Annotated in this window: 18 protein-coding genes; 4 read left to right on the top strand and 14 right to left on the bottom strand. The window is 70.4% G+C overall.

The window, feature by feature from the left end; translation table 11 throughout:
• Positions 1 to 95: 95 nt before the first annotated feature.
• From ACEVFP_RS05855 to glmS, 11 genes are all read right to left on the bottom strand, one after another.
• Positions 96 to 863, bottom strand: coding sequence for a lysophospholipid acyltransferase family protein (locus tag ACEVFP_RS05855; protein WP_375002696.1), 768 nt, complete (start codon positions 861 to 863; stop codon positions 96 to 98).
• Between the two features lie 76 nt (positions 864 to 939).
• On the bottom strand, positions 940 to 1,404 hold the full coding sequence (locus tag ACEVFP_RS05850) for a DUF5709 domain-containing protein (RefSeq protein WP_375002695.1): 465 nt from the start codon (positions 1,402 to 1,404) through the stop codon (positions 940 to 942).
• On the bottom strand, positions 1,401 to 1,865 hold the full coding sequence (locus tag ACEVFP_RS05845; protein ID WP_375002694.1) for a hypothetical protein: 465 nt from the start codon (positions 1,863 to 1,865) through the stop codon (positions 1,401 to 1,403). Before ACEVFP_RS05845 ends, ACEVFP_RS05850 begins: the two co-directional genes overlap by 4 nt.
• A complete protein-coding gene (locus ACEVFP_RS05840; RefSeq protein WP_375003771.1) occupies positions 1,865 to 2,293 on the bottom strand; it encodes a GNAT family N-acetyltransferase in 429 nt (142 codons plus the stop codon). The genes ACEVFP_RS05845 and ACEVFP_RS05840 overlap by 1 nt, the downstream gene beginning before the upstream one ends.
• Entirely contained in the window at positions 2,293 to 2,958 is a 666-nt protein-coding gene (gene tsaB / locus ACEVFP_RS05835; protein WP_375002692.1) for a tRNA (adenosine(37)-N6)-threonylcarbamoyltransferase complex dimerization subunit type 1 TsaB, read from the bottom strand. Before tsaB ends, ACEVFP_RS05840 begins: the two co-directional genes overlap by 1 nt.
• Positions 2,959 to 3,141: 183 nt before the next feature.
• Positions 3,142 to 4,116, bottom strand: coding sequence for a tRNA (adenosine(37)-N6)-threonylcarbamoyltransferase complex ATPase subunit type 1 TsaE (tsaE, locus tag ACEVFP_RS05830; RefSeq protein ID WP_375002691.1), 975 nt, complete (start codon positions 4,114 to 4,116; stop codon positions 3,142 to 3,144).
• A gap of 79 nt (positions 4,117 to 4,195) precedes the next feature.
• The gene (locus tag ACEVFP_RS05825; RefSeq protein WP_375002690.1) at positions 4,196 to 5,185 is read right to left on the bottom strand and encodes an alpha/beta fold hydrolase; all 990 of its coding nucleotides are present in this window, start codon (positions 5,183 to 5,185) and stop codon (positions 4,196 to 4,198) included.
• Positions 5,185 to 6,330, bottom strand: coding sequence for an alanine racemase (alr, locus tag ACEVFP_RS05820; protein WP_375002688.1), 1,146 nt, complete (start codon positions 6,328 to 6,330; stop codon positions 5,185 to 5,187). Before alr ends, ACEVFP_RS05825 begins: the two co-directional genes overlap by 1 nt.
• Positions 6,327 to 7,769, bottom strand: a complete 1,443-nt coding sequence (locus tag ACEVFP_RS05815) for an NAD(P)H-hydrate epimerase (RefSeq protein WP_375002687.1) — start codon at positions 7,767 to 7,769, stop codon at positions 6,327 to 6,329. The genes alr and ACEVFP_RS05815 overlap by 4 nt, the downstream gene beginning before the upstream one ends.
• A complete protein-coding gene (locus ACEVFP_RS05810) occupies positions 7,769 to 8,131 on the bottom strand; it encodes a holo-ACP synthase (RefSeq protein ID WP_375002685.1) in 363 nt (120 codons plus the stop codon). The genes ACEVFP_RS05815 and ACEVFP_RS05810 overlap by 1 nt, the downstream gene beginning before the upstream one ends.
• Positions 8,132 to 8,136: 5 nt before the next feature.
• Positions 8,137 to 9,981, bottom strand: a complete 1,845-nt coding sequence (glmS, locus tag ACEVFP_RS05805; RefSeq protein ID WP_375002684.1) for a glutamine--fructose-6-phosphate transaminase (isomerizing) — start codon at positions 9,979 to 9,981, stop codon at positions 8,137 to 8,139.
• A gap of 303 nt (positions 9,982 to 10,284) precedes the next feature.
• On the opposite strand from glmS, the gene coaA reads away from it, so the two are divergent.
• Positions 10,285 to 11,235: a type I pantothenate kinase gene (gene coaA / locus ACEVFP_RS05800; RefSeq protein ID WP_375002682.1), complete on the top strand. Its 951-nt coding sequence runs from the start codon at positions 10,285 to 10,287 to the stop codon at positions 11,233 to 11,235.
• 60 nt (positions 11,236 to 11,295) lie between these two features.
• Here coaA and ACEVFP_RS05795 read toward each other — a convergent pair whose 3' ends face one another.
• Genes ACEVFP_RS05795 through ACEVFP_RS05785 form a run of 3 tightly spaced genes read right to left on the bottom strand, consistent with a single transcriptional unit; the run spans position 11,296 to position 14,295 of the window.
• Entirely contained in the window at positions 11,296 to 12,798 is a 1,503-nt protein-coding gene (locus tag ACEVFP_RS05795) for a tripartite tricarboxylate transporter permease (RefSeq protein WP_375002681.1), read from the bottom strand.
• Between the two features lie 10 nt (positions 12,799 to 12,808).
• Positions 12,809 to 13,312, bottom strand: coding sequence for a tripartite tricarboxylate transporter TctB family protein (locus ACEVFP_RS05790; RefSeq protein ID WP_375002679.1), 504 nt, complete (start codon positions 13,310 to 13,312; stop codon positions 12,809 to 12,811).
• Complete coding sequence (locus ACEVFP_RS05785; RefSeq protein ID WP_375002678.1) at positions 13,309 to 14,295, bottom strand: Bug family tripartite tricarboxylate transporter substrate binding protein; 987 nt, start codon at positions 14,293 to 14,295, stop codon at positions 13,309 to 13,311. The genes ACEVFP_RS05790 and ACEVFP_RS05785 overlap by 4 nt, the downstream gene beginning before the upstream one ends.
• Positions 14,296 to 14,533: 238 nt before the next feature.
• Here ACEVFP_RS05785 and ACEVFP_RS05780 point away from each other — a divergent pair, with 238 nt between their 5' ends.
• From ACEVFP_RS05780 to ACEVFP_RS05770, 3 genes are read left to right on the top strand one after another with little or no spacing between them, the layout of a single operon-like run.
• On the top strand, positions 14,534 to 15,352 hold the full coding sequence (locus ACEVFP_RS05780; RefSeq protein WP_375002677.1) for an enoyl-CoA hydratase/isomerase family protein: 819 nt from the start codon (positions 14,534 to 14,536) through the stop codon (positions 15,350 to 15,352).
• An 8-nt stretch (positions 15,353 to 15,360) separates the two neighbouring features.
• On the top strand, positions 15,361 to 16,467 hold the full coding sequence (locus tag ACEVFP_RS05775; RefSeq protein WP_375002675.1) for a CaiB/BaiF CoA transferase family protein: 1,107 nt from the start codon (positions 15,361 to 15,363) through the stop codon (positions 16,465 to 16,467).
• A gap of 45 nt (positions 16,468 to 16,512) precedes the next feature.
• Complete coding sequence (locus ACEVFP_RS05770; RefSeq protein WP_375002674.1) at positions 16,513 to 17,505, top strand: LysR family transcriptional regulator; 993 nt, start codon at positions 16,513 to 16,515, stop codon at positions 17,503 to 17,505.
• The last annotated feature ends 19 nt before the right edge of the window (positions 17,506 to 17,524 follow it).

Raw genomic sequence — 17,524 nt, 5'->3', positions numbered from 1 at the left:
TTCATCGTCGTGCTCCTTCGTGCTTCGGCGCCTCCATGCCTGACACTGCCTGCCACCGACACGCGACGCTCGCAGCATCGTACGACGCGTCGCCCTCAGACATCACCCTGCTGCTTGGCGGCCCGTCGCGCGGCCCGTTCGGCCTTCTCCTCGGCATCGAGACGCGCGGCCTCCTGCGGGGTGGGCGCGAGGCCGCCGTGACGTGCTGGCGCCCACCACTGCCCGACGGGCGAGATCGGGTACTCGGTGATCGCCTTGTCCAGCAGCGTCGTCATCACCTCGCCCAGGCGGGCCGTCTCGGCCACCGGGTCCTGCCCCGTGACGTCGAGCGGCTCCCCCACGTGCAGCGCGATGGTCTTGCCGCGTCCCTTGAGGTCGGACTCGTGGTCCTTGGTCTTGAGCAGCTGCGTCCCCCAAGTGACCATCGGAACCAGGGGGACCCCGGCCTCGGCAGCCATCCGCACGGCGCCGGTCTTGAGCTCCTTGATCTCGAAGGAGCGGCTGATCGTCGCCTCCGGGAACACGCCGACGATCTCGCCCTCGCGGGCGTACTCGACCGCCCGGCGGTACGAGGCCTCACCGGCGTCGCGGTCGACCTCGATGTGGTGGAACGAGCGCATCAGCGGACCACTGACCGGGTGCGTGAACGCCTCCTTCTTGGCCATGAAGCGCACCAGCCTGTTGCTGGGCTGCGCCGCCAGTCCGTCGAAGACGAAGTCGACGTAGCTGATGTGGTTGCAGGCGAGGATCGCGCCACCCTTGGCCGGAATGTGCCCGGTTCCCGACATCTGGAACTTCATCCCGAGCACCTTGAAGAGCGTCTTCGCGGTGACGATGACGACCGGGTAGGTGATGTCACGCATCCGGCCACGATAGTGCACACCTGTTCACCAGGCTGACCGCCTGGAGCGCAGGACCCGGATCGGACCAGGAGGCCGATCAGAGCTCGTCGAGCGGACGTCCTCCGGCTGCGTCGTCCGGCTGGTCCGCGCGGATGCGCACCGCAGCCTCCTCCGCGCTCGAGGCGGCGCCGTCGATGCCGACGTCGTTACCCACGAGGGACTGCTCCTCGTCCTCGGCCAGGCCCTCGTCCGGCGCCACGAGGCGACCGGAGCGCTCGTCGCCGACCTCGTCTCCGACCGGCGCTGGGGCGTACTGGTCGGACATGGGGTCGAGGTCCGGCAGCTCCTGGGCGATCCGTTGGTCCAGGCTCTCCCCCTGGAGCGACTCCGCGGCCGTGGACCCGAAGCCCTCGCCGGGCCCCCAGTTCTCAGGGGGTGAGTACCCCTCGTCCAGGACGTCGTCGACCCCACGGTCGACGAGCGTGTCCTCACGCTGCAGCTGGTCCAGGTCCTCGGACTTCTCGTGGGACGTGGCGTCGGGTTCCCCTGATGTCTGGCTCATGACTCCACTGTGTCACGACGCGTACGCTGCGCAACCACACCGACCGCCACCACGAGCACCATCGTGACGATCGCCAGGACGATGGCCTCGTCGCGGTCGGACCCGGCACGGGTGGCCGCCACGAAGATCCCTGCTCCGACCGTGCTCCAGATCGTGGCCCAGATGGCGGCCCCCGGCACCAGTCCGAGCAGGTACCGCGGGAAGGTCATCGTCACCAGGCCGGCGGCCGCATTGACCACTGTCTGGGCGCCCACCGTGAGGAAGCTGGCTGTGACGACCGGCGGCCCCCACTGCTCCACCCGATCCATCGCACGCCGGACACCGGGACCCGGCGGGCGTTGATGCAGCACCCCGGCCGCCACGGCCCGGCCGATCCCGTAGGTGGCCCCGGCACGCAGCAGCACGATGCCGAACAGGCTCAGCCACGCCCAGCCCCACGGCCAGGAGGTGATCTCCGCCATCACAGGGCACGCTCCAGGACGAGGGCATCGGATCCGTCGGCGTAGTACGCGGTCCGCCTGGCGACGAGGGCGAAGCCGTCGGCGGTGTAGAGCGCGACGGCTGCATGGTTCTGCGGTGAGACCTCCAGCAGCATCCGTGTCGCCCCGCGCGACCTCGCCTCGTCGTGGGCTCGCACCAGCAGTGCGGTGGCGCAGCCGGTGCGTCGCGCCGTCGGGTGCACGCCGATGCGCGTCAGGTCGGCGTCGTCACCGGCCACCAGGATGCTCGCCCACCCACGTGGTGGGTCGCCGACGACCAGAGGCGTCCTGGCGCCGGCGGTCAGCTCCTCCTGGACGGCGGTCCGCGTCCAGGCGTCGTCGCCGAACGCCGCCCGTTCGAGCTCGAGGACGGCATCCAGGTCCGAGGGAGCGGCCTTCCGGACGTCCATCACTCGGCGAGGGAGGGGGCCTGGCCCGGCACGACCAGTGGCGCTGCAGGCTTGGCGTCAGGGCGACGCAGGTAGAGAGGCTCGAGGGGCAGGAGCTCGGCCCGGCCGTCCACGACGATCTCCGCGAGGGCGGATGCCGACGGGTCGAGGCTCTGCCCGTCGACGCTGTGGGTCTCACCCATGAGGAGGTCGGGGTACAGCGCGACGCCGCGGCCGACGACCGGCAGGCCCGGATGCCTGGCGGCGACGTCGGCCGGCTTGTCGACGTGGGGGCCGTCGAGGCGGCGGCCGTCGGCGTAGTGCGCCCAGTAGACCTCCTTGCGCCGTGCGTCGGTGGCGACGAGGTACTCGCCGCTGCGACCGGGGGCGACGGCGTCCAGGGAGCACACACCGTGGGTCGCCAGGCCCAGCGTCGAGGCGAGGCTGAGGGCCGTCACCACCCCCACGCGGAGCCCGGTGAAGGGCCCGGGTCCGACCCCGACGGCGACGTCGGTGAGGTCCCGGGCCGTGCGGCCGGCCTGCGCCAGCGCGTCACCGATGGCCGGGGCGAGCAGCTCGCCGTGCGCCATGGCCCCCTCGCCACTGGCCGTGCCGATGACGTGGTCGCCGTCGTGCACGGCGACCGTCACAACCGGTCCAGCGGTGTCGAGAGCGAGCAGCAGCACCCCTAGAGCCTAGGCGACACCCGCCAGCCGCCGCTCGCGAGTCACTCCGGAACACCCCGGGAGTCACGCGCGCACGCTCGCGGAGTCACTCCGTGCCCGAGGCCCGGGTCCGTCGTGTGACGGAGTGACTCCCGGGACGTGACGCAGTGACTCCCGGGACGTGACGCAGTGACTCCCGAGCGGTCAGGACAGGAGGGTGGAACGGAGCGGGACATCGACCCACCGGGGGCCGTGGGGCTTGACGGTCACGACACGCGGCTCGGCGTCGGCGACCTCGTCGTGCGTGCCGTCGGCCTTGGTGCCGAGCGGGTCGATCGGACGGGCCCCACGGACCTCGATCGAGACCGACAACCAGCTGTCACTCAGCTGCTCGGCCAGACCGTCACCCCACTCGACGACCGTGACCGCCTCCTCGGCGGTGGCGTCCAGGTCGAGGTCGTCGATCTCCTCCGGACCGCCGAGCCGATAGGCGTCGACGTGCACCAGCGGCGGTCCGCCCTGTTGCGGCGGATGGGTGCGGGCGAGGACGAACGTCGGCGAGGTGATGGGCCCCCGTACGCCCATGGCGTCGCCGAGGCCCTGCGTGAACGTCGTCTTGCCGGCTCCGAGGTCGCCGGCCAGCACCAGCAGGTCCCCCGGGCGGATCAGCTCGGCCACGCGCGAGGCGAGGTCGCGCATGGCATCGGGGGTGGGGACCTCCCGTGCCAGCCACAACGTCTTGCCGAACTCGATGAGCGGCCCGTCCTGGCTCACCGGGTGGTACTTGCGTCGGCTCCAGAACTGGATCGTCTCCGGCAGCTCCTCACGCACGTGCAGCCAGATGCCGTCCTTGCCGCGCTCCTCGGCGGTGTCCTCGGCGACGCCGACCATCGCCGATGCGACGCCACGGGACTGGATCTCCGGATCGACGGCCACGCGACGCAGGCCCAGCTTGTCCGATCGCGACTCGTCGAACAGCAGCGCGCCCATCGGCAGGCCCCGACGCTCCACCAACAGGCCACCGGGCCCGGCGAGGACCTCGGCCACGGACTCCTCGGTCTCGTCCAGGGCCGTCGACGGCGGGTCCAGGTGCGGACGCCTGCCGAAGGACCGCCGGATGATGTCGACCACCGCGCCCGCGTGCTCGGGACCGGCGTCGATGACGTCCAGGGCCCTCATCGCGACCCTCCCACGCCGGGCACGAGCCGCTCAACCGGCACAGCGTGCTCGGGACCGGCGTCGATGACGTCGAGCGCCCTCATCGGACCCTCTCCACGAGCTCGGCGATGATGGCGGTGATCTCCTCGTGCTCCTCGAACATGACCATGTGGCCGGCGCCCTCGAGCTCGATGAGCCGAGCCCCCGGGACGGCCTGCGCCAGACGGCGGCTGTGCTTGACGGGGGTCAGCAGATCCTGGGTGCCGCAGACGACCACGGTGTCCGCCGCGCCGAGGCCCTTGAGACCCGAGGTGAGGTCGAGCGTCGTGAATGCGGTGTAGAAGTCCAGCAGCACGTGCGTGGGGGCCCGCAGGATCATCTCGTCGACCATGTCGACGTGGCGCTCCTGCGGGTCCGGTCCGAAGGCCCACCGCTGGATGACCGAGTAGCTGTTGAAGGCGCGGCCCCAGTCGAGTGCCGCGCCGCCCAGACGCAGCGCGGGTGCGAGCCGCTTGAGCGCCGGACTGCCTCGCATCAGGCGGCCCGAGCTGGTGCCGATGAGAGCGACGCCGACGACCCGCCCGCCGAACAGCTCCGGGTGGTCGGCGGCGAGCTGCTGGATCGTCATGCCGCCCATGGAGTGGCCGACCAGGACGATTGGTCCGGTGGGGACGATCTCCTCGAGCACGCGGTGCAGGTCGTCGGCCAGCTGCTCGAACGTGGCGTTGCGCGCACTGGAGCGTCCCGACCCACCGTGCGAGCGGTGGTCCATGAACACCATGCGGTGCTCACCGCGCAGGGCGAGCCGCTGGTAGTGCCAGGTGTCGAGGGTGCACACCCAGCCGTGGACGAACACGAGGGTGGGGCCGTCCGTGGGACCGTCGTCGACCTCGACGTTGAGACGGACGCCGTCGGAGGCGGTGACGGTGTGCACCGGACCGTGCACGGTGCCGAACTCGACCTGCTCGCCGCGACGCGCTCGACGTCGGGCGCGCTGGCGGGTGTTGACGACGCGGGCGGCCACTCCGGCGGCCACGAACGCCCCCGCCGTGCTGGCCAGGACGGCAGCACGCTGGGTGGGGCTGACCATCAAACTCCTCGGTGGCTGCGCTGGATGCGGCCGCCGAGTCGGGTGACGACCTCGTACCCGATCGTACCGGCGGCGCTCGCCCAGTCCTCGGCGGTGGGTTCGCCGTCGTCCCCGGGACCGAAGAGGGTGACCACGTCGCCCGGCCTGGCCGGGACCTCACCGAGGTCGACGACGAACTGGTCCATGCAGATGGTGCCGACCTGGCGGACCTGCCCTCCGGCGAAGCCCACGGCCGCCCGTCCGGAGGCGGTGCGCAGGACGCCCTCGGCGTACCCGATCGGCACCAGGCCGAGCGTGCTCTCGCGGTCAGCGGTCCAGGTGTGGCCGTAGGAGACCGAGGTTCCGGCGGGCACCCGCTTGACGGCGGCGAGCCGTGCCCGCAGCGTCATGGCGGGACGTAGAGGGACGTCGATCGACATCGAGGCATCCGGTGGCAGTCCGTAGGAGGAGATGCCGGCGCGCACGAGGTCGAGGTGCGCGCTGGGACGGCTGAGGATCGCCGCGGAGTTCGCGAGGTGGCGCAGACCGGGATCGATGCCGGCATCTCGCAGCTGGTCCACGGCCTCGGAGAACACGGCCTCCTGGGCGTCGTTGGCCGGGTGGCCGGGCTGGTCGGCGCACGCGAAGTGCGACCAGACACCGCTCACCTCGACGTGCCCCGCCGCCTGGGCAGCGGCTGCTGCGCCGACGAGCTCGGTCCACTGGTCTCCGAACGCCCCGTTGCGGGCCAGGCCGGTGTCCACCTTGAGCTGCACGCGAGGTCGCCGCCCGCCCGGCACGCCCGCTGCAGACCTGCGGGGGGAGGTCGCCAGGATCTCCTGCAGCTGTGCGACCGAGGATGCGGTCACCTCGACGCCGGCCTCCACGAGCGGGCCCCAGTCGCGGCCGGGCGCGGACAGCCAGCAGAGCACCGGCCCGGTGTCCCCGGTGGCGCGTAGGGCGAGCGCCTCGTCGGGCGTCGCGACGCCGAGCCAGGTGGCCCCCGCCTCACGGGCCGCCCGAGCCACCTGGGGCAGACCGTGGCCGTACCCATCGGCCTTGACCACGGCCATGAGGGCCGATGACGGCGCGCACGCCGCGAGTGTTGCCAGGTTGGCGCGGTAGGCGTCGAGGTCGACTATCGCCTCCGCCTGCGGTGCTGTCACGAGATCTCGTCCTCATCCAGGAGCCGGGCGACCGCGGCAGGCAGCTCACGGGCGACGGCGGAGGCGGTGACCGGGCCGCCGGGGTTGACGGCTTCGGCTGCGCGTCCGTGCAGGAACGCGGCGAGCGCTCCGGCCTCGAGCGGCGGCAGTCCCCCGGCGATCAGGGACCCGGCGAGTCCGGCCAGGACGTCGCCGGCGCCGGCCGTGGCCAGCCAGGGCGTGCCTGACTGGTTGACAAAGGCACGCCGGTGGCCCCCGGTCTCCGGGGAGACCACGACGGTCCGGGCGCCCTTGAGCAGGACGCAGGCCTGCCACCGGTCGGCCGCCAGACGGGCGTGGGTGAGCGGAGCGGCCTCGACGCTGGACCGCTCGACTTCGAGCATCCGGGCCAGCTCACCGGCGTGCGGCGTCAGGAGCGCCGGTACGGCCAGCGGGACGGGAAGGTGCTCCAGCGCGCCTGCGTCGACCACCACGGCCACGTCATCGGCCAGGGTGAGCCGCAGCAGCTCGTCCACGTCGTCGCCGGCCCCGGGCCCCACGACCCACGTCTGCACGCGTCCACGATCCCCCGGCGGCCCCGCCGCGACGACCTCCGGTGCCCGATCCACCACTCGTGCGGTCAGGGCGTCCGAGCCGAGGAAGCGAACCATGCCGGCGAGTCCCGACTGCGCCCCCGCGACACACAGGTGCGCCGCCCCGGCATAGACCTGCGAGCCGGCGGCGACACCCACGACGCCGCGGGTGTACTTGTGCGACGCGGCGCCGGGTGCGCTCGACGCCAGCACCTGACGGTCGTCGTCCTGCAACGCAGAGACTGCAGGCGCCCCCAGGTGCGGCGTCAACCCGATGTCCACCAGGGTCGTCTCGCCGCAGGCATCGGCTGCAGGGCCCACGAGCGTGGCCACCTTGTGGGTGCCGAACGTGACGGTGCGGTGGGCGACGATGTGGGGTCCCGGCGTGGTGCCGGTGTCGACGTCCACGCCGGACGGCACGTCCACCGCCACGACGTACGGGCGGTGCTCGCTGATCCACTCGACCCAGTGTGCGGCGGCGCCGCGCAGGCCGGGTCGTGCGCCGATGCCGAGAATGCCGTCGAGCACCCACCGGTGACCGTCCGGGGCATCCACGACGCGGGCGCCGGCGGCCCGGGCTGCTGCAAGTCCGCCCTCGTGGATCGTGGCAGGATCCAGCGGACACACGTCGACGCGCACTCCCCGGTCGAGCAGGTGCGCGGCCGCGTACAGGGCGTCGCCCCCGTTGTTGCCGGGACCGGCGAGCACCAGCAGGACCTCACCGGCCGGCACGTCGGCCAGGGCGTCGGCGAGTCCGCGGGCGGCGCGCTGCATGAGCTCGCCCTCGGGAAGGCCCTTCGCCGCCATCTCCGCGGCCAGCCGCTCCTCGGCGCCGCGCACGTCGGCCACCGCGTGGGCGTGCAACATCAGGAGACCTCGGCCACGACGAACGCCGTGGCGACGCTCGTGTCGTGCGAGATCGACAGGTGCAACGTCAGGCCGAGGTCGCCGGCCCGGTCGGCAGCGGCCCCGTGCAGCTGGAACGACGGTGCCCCATGCTCGTCCGTGACGACCTCGATGTCCTGCCAGGACATGCCGGCGGGCGCCCGCAGCGCCTTGACGAAGGCCTCCTTGGCGGCGAACCGGCCAGCCAACGACTCCACCGACCGCTCGGCCTCCCCTGCCGTGAACAGCCGTGACGCCAACTCCGGAGTGCGTTCCAACGTCGCGGCGAAGCGTTCGAGGTCGACGACGTCGACACCGATGCCGTGCAGGTGCGCGCCGGCCATGGGGTTCACTCCACCGTGACGGACTTGGCGAGGTTGCGGGGCTGGTCGACGTCGTGGCCGAGCTGGTCCGCGAGCTCGCACGCGAAGATCTGCAGCGGCACCGTGGCGACCAGCGGCTGCAGCAGCGTGGGCACCTGTGGCAGTCGGATGACGTGGTCCGCGTACGGCACGACGTCGTCGTCGCCGTCCTCCACCAGGACGATCGTGCGCGCTCCGCGTGCCCGCACCTCCTGGATGTTGCTGACGATCTTCTCCTGCAGCTGGTCGCGTGCGCGGGGCGGGACGACGACGAAGACCGGGATGCCATCCCCGACGACGGCGATCGGCCCGTGCTTGAGCTCGCCGGCAGCGAACCCCTCGGCATGGATGTAGGCGAGCTCCTTGAGCTTGAGCGCACCCTCCAGCGCCACCGGGTACCCGACGTGCCGTCCCAGGAACAGGACGGAGCGGGAGTCGGCGAGCTCGGCGGCGAGCTTGCGGACCTGGTCCCCCTCGTCGAGGAGTCGCTGGATCCCGGCCGGGATCTTCTCCAGCGCGGCGATGATGGCGGCGATCTCGTCGCCGTACTTGATGCCCTTGATCTGGGCGAGGTAGAGGCCGAGCAGGTAGCAGGCCACCACCTGGGCGAGGAAGCCCTTGGTGGAGGCGACGGCGATCTCCGGGCCGGCGTGCGTGTAGATGACCGCATCGGACTCTCGCGGGATGGTGGAGCCGTTGGTGTTGCAGATGCTGAGCACGCGGGCCCGTTGCTGCCGGGCGTACCGGATGGCTTGGAGAGTGTCCATCGTCTCGCCGGACTGGCTGATCGCGACCACGAGGGTCGAGCGGTCAAGGATCGGGTCGCGGTACCGGAACTCTGAGGCCAGCTCCACCTCGCAGGGGATGCGGGTCCAGTGCTCGATCGCGTACTTGGCCACGTGGCCGGCGTAGGCAGCGGTGCCGCAGGCGACGACGATGATCTTGTCGATGTCGCGCAGCTCGTCGTCGGACAGGCGCATCTCGTCCAGCTGCAGGCGGCCCTCGGGCGTGTGTCGCCCCAGGAGGGTGTCGGCGACGGCCTGGGGCTGCTCGTCGATCTCCTTGAGCATGAACCAGTCGTACCCGCCCTTCTCGGCGGCGGAGACGTCCCAGTCGACGTGGTACGGAGTGACCTGTACCGGGTCCCCGTGGAAGTCGGTCACGTCGATGGAGCCGGGCGTGATCGTCACCACCTGGTCCTGCCCGAGCTCAATAGCCTCGCGGGTGTACTCGATGAACGCCGAGACGTCGGAGCCGAGGAAGTTCTCGCCCTCACCGCGACCGACGACGAGCGGAGAGTTGCGTCGTGCTCCGACGACGACGTCCGGACGTTGGGCGTCGGCGATGACTAGTGTGAACGCGCCTTCGAGGCGTCGGCAGGCTGCCCGCACCGCGTCGGAGAGATCCGGAGTCTTCTCGAGCTCGTCGCGTACCAGGTGGGCGACGACCTCGGTGTCGGTCTCGGAGAGCATCTCGTGCCCGGCGCGCTCGAGCTCGTCGCGCAGTGTGGCGAAGTTCTCGATGATGCCGTTGTGCACCACAGCGATGCGTCCCTCGTCGTCGAGGTGCGGGTGGGCGTTGCGGTCGTTGGGGGCGCCGTGGGTGGCCCACCGGGTGTGCCCGATGCCGGTCGAGGATGCCGGCAGCTCCTGCTCAGCGAGCACGGCCGCGAGGTTGGCCAGCTTGCCGGCCTTCTTGGCCGACGCCATTTGGCCGTCGTGCACCAGGGCGATGCCACCGGAGTCGTAGCCCCGGTACTCCAGGCGCCGCAGTCCAGCCATGACGACGTCCAGAGCGGGGCGATGCCCGACGTATCCGACGATTCCGCACATGAGGTGAAGCCTACAAGCGAGGGAGGCGAGCGCCGTGAACACGGGCTGGCGCCATGGACCGGCCGCCTCGGCGGCAACCCAAGTTCCGACGGAGCCCCAGCCGAACACCACCGCCGGCCCGTGTTCCACGGCCGAGCCGACTGAAGCTTGCCCCGAGCCTGCGAGGGTACAAGCGAGGGAGGCGAGCGCCGTGAACACGGGCTGGCGCCATGGACCGGCCGCCACGGCGACAACCCAAGTTCCGACGGCGCACGACCGCCTGCCGGGGACCTTCCCGACGCCTCGAAGCCGGCTACCGGCAGGATGGGCGCCATGGCACGCGAGCTGTCCCCCTACCTCGAGCTCGAGCGGTCCGCGTGGGCCGAGCTCGCCGGCGAGGCACCCCAGCCACTGTCGGCCGAGGAGATCGAGCGGGTCCGAGGGCTCGGCGAGGAGCTGGACCTGGAGGAGGTGCGCCAGGTCTACCTGCCGCTCACCGAGCTCATGACGATGCGCATCCGCGCCGCCGCCGGGCTCTACCGAGCCACCGAGAAGTTCCTCGGCCGCCCGCAGCCCAAGCGCACGCCGTACGTCATCGGCATCGGAGGATCCGTGGCGGTCGGCAAGTCGACGACCGCCCGGCTGATCCGCGAGCTGCTTTCCAACGCACCCGAGCGGCCGAGCGTCGAGCTGGTGACGACCGACGGGTTCCTGCTGCCCAACGCCGAGCTGGAGCGTCGCGGGATCCTCGACCGCAAGGGGTTCCCGGAGTCCTACGACCGCAAGAGCCTCCTGCGCTTCATCATGAACGTCAAGTCCGGGGCGGAGTGCGTCGAGGCACCCAAGTACTCCCATCTGACGTACGACGTCACCGACGAGCCCGTCGTGCTGCAGCACCCGGACATCGTCATCGTCGAGGGCCTGAACGTCCTCGCCCCCGCCCGTGCGCGGGGCGACGGCAGCCCGGGCCTGGCCATCAGCGACTTCTTCGACTTCTCCATCTACGTCGACGCCTCCAGCAAGGACATCCGGCGCTGGTACGTCGAACGGTTCCTGCAGCTGCGCCGCACGGCGTTCGCGGACCCGGCCTCCTACTTCCACCGCTACAGCGCGCTGACCGACGAGGAGGCCGTCGCCCGCGCTGAGGAGCTGTGGGACACCATCAACTGGCCGAACCTGCGCGAGAACATCCAGACCACTCGTGGCAGGGCCGACCTCGTCCTGCGCAAGGACACCGACCACTCAGTCAAGTGGGTCCGACTGCGCAAGATGTGATGACGGGGCACTCCCGTCCCTGGCACCAGATCCCATGGCTCGCGCCGGGCCAAGGCACCGCTACGGGGCCGACGCCGCCAGCTGTGCACGCCGTCGAACCACGGCCTTGCGTGCCGACAGCAGGGCAACTCCCAGGACCAGCCCGAGGATCACCATCGTGAACGGCCGCCCCAGCACGAACGTCGCGTCACCGCTGGAGTACGCCAGGGTCTGCCGCAACGACGTCTCCAGCGTCGGCTGCAGCACCACCGCCAGCACGAAGGCAGCCATGCTGAAGCCGGACCGACGCAGCAGGAACCCGAGGAGTCCGACCACGAGCATCACCACGACGTCGAACATCGAGTTGCCCTCGGCGTACACGCCGATCACGCACAGACCGATGATGAACGGCATCAAGGCGTGGGGCGGGACCGCCAACAGCCGGGTGAAGAGTCCGACGAGTGGCAGGTTGAGGACCAACAGCATGGCGTTCCCGATGTACATGGCCGCGATGACCGTCCAGAAGAGTTCGGGCTGCTCGTCGATGAAGGTGGGGCCGGGAACGATGCCGTTGAGGAGCAAGGCGGCGAGGACGAGCGCCATCGTCGGGGCGAAGGGCACCCCCAGCACCATGAGCGGCACGAAGGACGCACCGGCGGCGGCGTTGTTGGCGGCCTCCGGCCCGGCGACGCCCTCGACGGCCCCCTTGCCGAAACGCTCCGGATGGCGTGAGATCCGCTTCTCCGTGACATAGGAAGCGAACGTCGACAGCACCGCCGCCGGGCCGGGCACGAGACCGAGCAGGAACCCGATGATCGAGCCGCGTGCCGTGGGCCCGACCGAGGCACGCGCCTCCTGTCTGCTCGGGATCAGCTCGCGCAGCCGTGGCGCGGCGACTCGCTCGGGCTGCCACCATCGGGCGGCCATCGTGAGTGCCTCCGCCACCCCGAAGGCTCCCATCACGAGGGCGATGAAGCTGAAACCCTGGGCGAGGGTCGTCGATCCCATCGTGAACCTGAGGTCGGCACCGGCCGGATCGATTCCCACCGTCCCGACTGCGAGGCCGGCACAGATCATCACGACCGACTTGGCCGTTGACGCGTTCGACAGGGCCGCGAGGAGGAACAGACCCGCAATGCACAGCGCCATGTACTCCGGAGGGCCCAGACGAACTGCCAGGGCACTGAGCGACGGCGCGAAGAGCATCAGACCGACGATCGAGACCGTCCCGGCCGCGAACGAGGAGAGGGCCGAGATGGTGAGCGCCGGCCCCGCACGCCCGCGCTTGGTCATCTGGTGGCCGTCGATCGCACTCACCACCGACGACGCTTCCCCCGGAACGTTCAACAGGATCGACGTCGTCGACCCCCCGTACATCGATCCGAAGTAGATCCCGGCGAACAGGATCAGCGAACCCGTCGGTCCCAGCTGGGTCGAGACCCCGAGCAACACCGACATGGCACCGATCGGACCGATGCCCGGCAGGACGCCGACCAGCGTGCCGAGCACGACACCGGCCAGGGCGAGAAGGAGGTAGGTCGGATCCGCGAAGGCCGCGAAACCGGCCGCAAGGTTCTCCAGCACAGCGCTCCCCCTACGCCAGCCCGAGCCGGCCGGACGGCAGCGGCACGTAGAGCCAGTGCACGAACACCAGCCAGACAGCCATCCCGAACAGCACGCCGAACACCACGGGCCGCCACCAGCCGGCCATCCCCATGATCTTGGTGATGGCCCCGAGGGCGATCGACAACGCCACGACGAAGCCGACGACGTCGCCGAGGACGGGGACTACGAGGGCCGCCGCCAGGACTCCAGCGATGCGTCCCCAACGCACCTCCCCGTCGAGCTCCGCGTCCTCATCCTCATCTGCCGGAACAGGTTCTCGGGAGCGTCCACGTTCCTGCACGATGACGACCGCGCTGGCACCGACGAGCACCACGGCGACGGCGAACGGGAAGGCGCCGGGACCTGACTCGGCCACGGAGCCGAGACCTTCCTGCAGCGCTTGCGCCCCATAGACGAGCCCGACGGCGAGCAACGCCGTCGACGTCACCAGCTCGATCGGCACCCCCGTCTCGGGGCGACCGCCGGCGGTCACTGCTCAGCCCCGAGGATCGCGGCGGAAGACTCGGTCTTCTCCTGCAGGTTGGCCATGGCCTCCTCGGACCCGGCTCCGCTCACGATGAGACCGAGCTTCTCGGCAGCATCGGCGAACTCCGGACTCTGGACAGCTTGCGCGAAGGCGTTCTCGAGCGTGTCCCGGACCTCATCGGGCAGACCGTCAGGTGCCACGACCACGTTGTACGCCTCCCAGGCGAAGTCCACACCTGCATCAGCGAAGGTGGGAACGTCGGGCACGAGGTCCACGGGCTCGGCCGAGGTCAGCGCGAGCGCACGGATCTTGCCGGCCTGGAGCTGCGGCAGGGCACTGGCCAGCTGCATGACGCCCGCGTCCACGTTGCCGCCGAGCAGGGCGGTCGTAGTGGCTTGATCGCCGTCGAACTTCACCCGCTTGAACGTCACGTCGCTCTCCTGCTCGAGCTTGTCGGCAGGGACCGTGTAGTTCAAGGGCCCCTCGGCGAGCGTGATCGTCGACGGATCGTCCCCCGCCGCAGCAACCAGTGACTGCAGGTCCTCGTGCGGTGATTCCTCCGGCACGACGATCATGATCGGCGAGGTGATGATCTCGTTGATGACCGAGATGTTCTCCGGGTCGTAGGAGAGGTCCTCGGTCTGCGGCAGGAGGGTCAGAGGTCCGTCAGGAACCACGCCGATCGTGTAGCCGTCCGGCTTGGCGTTGAGGACTGCCGTGGTCCCCACCGAGCCCGCTCCCCCCTCACGGTTGACCACCTGCATCCTGCGGCCGAGGTCGCCCTGGTCGTTGATGATGTCGGTCAGCGCACGGGTGGTCGTGTCGATGCCGCTGCCGGCCGGGTAGGGCACGACGACCTGGATGTCGCGCTGGGGGTAGTCGCTGTCGTCGTTCGACGCGGCGCTGCACGCCGACGCCAGCGTCGTGCCGACGGCGATCAGGACGGCGCCGGCTCGGCGAAGACCGCTGCGAGGTGGGGTGGTGCTCATGATGCAACTCCTGGGTGGACATCGAACGGCAACGACCGGTCGTCTGTGAGGTACCACACAGTCCATACCGAGCCAACCAAAGCGTCAAAGACGTGAACGCACACGAACCCATTGCTGGAAACAATGAGTGACCCATTGTTGCTGCCTATCAGTGGGTGCTCGGATTGCTCTTTGACCACTGCGACACCTGATCACGAGGATGAACGGACCACACACCGCCACCACCAAGGAGCCACCCATGGCCACGCCCGAGCCCACCGTGCTCCTGCAGGTCCACAACGGCGTGGGCACGATGACACTGAACCGGCCGGAGCGTCGCAACGCGATCTCATGGCAACTGGTCCTCGAGCTCATCTCAGCGCTCGAGGCGGCCCTGGCGGACCCTGCGGTTCGAGCCATCGTGCTCACTGGCGCCGGCCGAGACTTCTGCGTCGGTGCGGACATGGCAAAGGTCGGTTCCGCTGACGCCGGCGACCACGAGACCCGCACCCTGCGAGGTCACTCCGTCGAGGATGACGAGGAACGTCTGACTCATGCGTCCTCGATCGTGGAGATGCTGACGACGTCGGACAAGCCCACCGTCGCCGCCATCGACGGAGCTTGCGCCGGGGCTGGCCTCAGCCTCGCCCTGGCAACGGACCTGCAGATCGCCTCCGGACGCGCCGTGTTCAACACCGCGTTCATCGGGGCTGCAGTGCCCGGTGACTTCGGCAGCGCCTGGCTCCTGGCTCGCGCCGTGGGGCCTGCGCGTGCCCGGTCGTTGCTGCTCGACCCAGGCCGGATGCCAGCGCACGAGGCTGCCGCGCTCGGGCTCGTGACCGAGGTGAGTGACGACCTGGAGTCACGGGTCCACGACCTCGCCAACAAGCTCGCCCACCAGGCACCGCGAGCCATGGTGCGTGCCAAGGAGAACCTGCGCGATGCGGTCACACCCGAGGTCGCCGACTATCTTCGACAAGAGGTGCCGCGCATGGTGGACTGCGCCCGCAGCGACGACGCACGGCAGGCCGCCCGAGCCTTCATCGAGAAGCGGACACCGGTCTTCACCGGAGAGTAGGAGCGTCCATGACCAGCCCGCTCGAGGGAGTGCGTGTCGTGGAGTTCGGCCACTACATCGCGGCCCCGGCAGCGACCCAGATCCTGTCCGACCTGGGTGCCGCGGTCGTGAAGGTCGAGCCCCCGGCCGGGGACCAGGCCCGTTCGATCGGCTCCTACGGCGAGGGCATCGTCTGTGCCTTCAACCGTGGCAAGCGCTCGATCGCACTCGACCTCAAGGACCCCGAGCACCTGGCCCAGGCGCTCACACTGGTCGAAGCAGCCGACGTCGTGGTGCAGAACCTGCGGGCAGGCGTGATGGAACGACTCGGGCTCGGGGCCGACGTGCTGACCGCACGGAACCCTCGCCTGGTGCACGTCAGCGTCACGGGGTTCCCTCCGGGCGGTCCGTCGGCTTCACGCGCCGGACTCGACATCGCCGCCCAGGCCGAGAGTGGAATCATGTCGATCACCGGGGAGCGTGACCGCGAGCCCCAGCGGGTGGGCTTCCCGGTGGCCGACGTCGGCGCCAGCTATGCCGTCGTGCAGGCCGTCCTCGCCGCCCTCCTGCGACGCGAACGCACTGGCGAGGGTGGTCGAGCGGAGATCTCGCTGATCGACGTCGCCATCCACATGCAGTCGGCGATGTGGGGCGAGTGGCACACCAGCGGGCAACAGCCTCGTCGCAAGGGGAACGGTCAGGCCACCGTCGCTCCGGCCGCCGACCTCGTCGGGACGGCGGACGGCTTGATCGTGCTCTCCGCCTACACGGCCGAACACTTCGCCCGGTTGTGCCGGTTCCTGGAGAAGGAGTGGCTGCTCGATGACCCCCGCTTCTGCGACAACCCGGGCCGCGTCGCGCACCGTGACCTCCTGCTGGCAGAGATCTCTGAGGTGCTCCAGCACCTCGGCACGCAGGAGTGCGTACGGCTCCTCTCCGAGCAGGGACTCGTCGCGGCCGCCGTCCGTGAGTACGCCGACGTCGCGACGGCCGATGACGTCGCGGCGAGCGGGATCCTGACCACCGGCATCGACCCCGCAGGAGAGCGCTTCACCGTGCCCGGTCTCCCGTTCCGGCTCGACCACGTGCCGCCGGTCGCCGACCAGCGGGTACCCGCCGTGGGCGAGGATCCGTGACGCCCAGGACTTGACCATCAACCACCGTCGCCCTTGGATCACACCATGAACCTGCGCGAGATCGAGTGCTTCCTCGCCGTCGTCGACCACGGTGGTATCACTCGTGCAGCGTCAGCGCTCTACCTCGCCCAGCCGTCACTGTCCCAGATCATCCGTCGTCTCGAGGCAGACCTCGGCGTCGAGCTCTTCCGTCGCGTGGGACGAGGCCTGGTGCTCGCTCCCGCAGGCGAGGCGCTGGTCGGCCCCGCTCGTCAGGTCGTGCGCGACGTCGTCCACGCGCGGCAGGTCGCAGAGGGACACCGAGGCCTGGAGGGTGGACGGGTCGACCTTGCGATCTCCGCCTCGCTCACGTCCAGCTTCCTCGCCGCCTGGGTGGGCGACTTCCGCCGTCGGCACCCTCGAATCACCGTGCGCCTCACCCAACACGACGGTCACACCGACGAGATCGTCGCCCTCATCCGGTCCGGCGCCGCTGAGCTGGGCTACACGGTCAGCCCTGTCTCACGCGCCGGCATCGAGTGCACGCACATCGGGCAGGGCGAGGTCGTCCTGGCACTCCCCCCAGGCTGGCGGGGCGAGCTGCCCGACCCAGTGCCGGTCGAGCTGCTGGACGGTCTCCCGATGATCGTGGACCGAGGATTCGGCCGCGAGTACCTTGCCGGTATCCGCGACCGCAGCAACGTCGAGCCCCGAGTGGTGGTCGATGTCAGCGAGACCGGCGACCTGGTGCCGCTGCTGGCCTCCGGGGCGGGCGCCGCCCTCCTACCCATGCGCCAGGCGATGGAGGCACGTCGGCGCGGAGCCAGCCTACGAATGATCGACCCACCACCGGCCAGGGACATCTACGCGATCACCGCCAGCGGACCGCTCACCTCGGCGACGAGACGGTTCCTGGACCTCAGCGTCGAGAACGTGCAGCGCTGGCACCGCTCGGTCAAGGACCGCACGGACAACGGCCTGGGACTCCTCGAGGCGGCCATCGAGGCCGACGAGATGCTCGAAGCCGCCTATCGCCGGTTGGCCGAGACACCGGACTGAAACCCTGTCACCAACGTCT

This window comes from Aeromicrobium sp. CTD01-1L150, assembly GCF_041951745.1.
In the GTDB taxonomy this organism is placed as follows: Bacteria; Actinomycetota; Actinomycetes; order Propionibacteriales; family Nocardioidaceae; genus Aeromicrobium.
The sequence above is the reverse complement of the archived record's forward strand: the minus strand, read 5'-3'. Positions and strand labels throughout refer to the sequence as shown.

What these genes read in the sequence shown, in the direction of transcription:
- ACEVFP_RS05855 (WP_375002696.1), bottom strand. Translation starts at nt 863, where the DNA reads ATGCGTGACATCACCTACCCGGTCGTCATCGTCACCGCGAAGACGCTC.
- ACEVFP_RS05850 (WP_375002695.1), bottom strand. Translation starts at nt 1,404, where the DNA reads ATGAGCCAGACATCAGGGGAACCCGACGCCACGTCCCACGAGAAGTCC.
- ACEVFP_RS05845 (WP_375002694.1), bottom strand. Translation starts at nt 1,865, where the DNA reads ATGGCGGAGATCACCTCCTGGCCGTGGGGCTGGGCGTGGCTGAGCCTG.
- ACEVFP_RS05840 (WP_375003771.1), bottom strand. Translation starts at nt 2,293, where the DNA reads ATGGACGTCCGGAAGGCCGCTCCCTCGGACCTGGATGCCGTCCTCGAG.
- tsaE (WP_375002691.1), bottom strand. Translation starts at nt 4,116, where the DNA reads ATGAGGGCCCTGGACGTCATCGACGCCGGTCCCGAGCACGCGGGCGCG.
- ACEVFP_RS05825 (WP_375002690.1), bottom strand. Translation starts at nt 5,185, where the DNA reads ATGGTCAGCCCCACCCAGCGTGCTGCCGTCCTGGCCAGCACGGCGGGG.
- ACEVFP_RS05815 (WP_375002687.1), bottom strand. Translation starts at nt 7,769, where the DNA reads ATGTTGCACGCCCACGCGGTGGCCGACGTGCGCGGCGCCGAGGAGCGG.
- ACEVFP_RS05810 (WP_375002685.1), bottom strand. Translation starts at nt 8,131, where the DNA reads ATGGCCGGCGCGCACCTGCACGGCATCGGTGTCGACGTCGTCGACCTC.
- glmS (WP_375002684.1), bottom strand. Translation starts at nt 9,981, where the DNA reads ATGTGCGGAATCGTCGGATACGTCGGGCATCGCCCCGCTCTGGACGTC.
- coaA (WP_375002682.1), top strand. Translation starts at nt 10,285, where the DNA reads ATGGGCGCCATGGCACGCGAGCTGTCCCCCTACCTCGAGCTCGAGCGG.
- ACEVFP_RS05785 (WP_375002678.1), bottom strand. Translation starts at nt 14,295, where the DNA reads ATGAGCACCACCCCACCTCGCAGCGGTCTTCGCCGAGCCGGCGCCGTC.
- ACEVFP_RS05780 (WP_375002677.1), top strand. Translation starts at nt 14,534, where the DNA reads ATGGCCACGCCCGAGCCCACCGTGCTCCTGCAGGTCCACAACGGCGTG.
- ACEVFP_RS05775 (WP_375002675.1), top strand. Translation starts at nt 15,361, where the DNA reads ATGACCAGCCCGCTCGAGGGAGTGCGTGTCGTGGAGTTCGGCCACTAC.
- ACEVFP_RS05770 (WP_375002674.1), top strand. Translation starts at nt 16,513, where the DNA reads ATGAACCTGCGCGAGATCGAGTGCTTCCTCGCCGTCGTCGACCACGGT.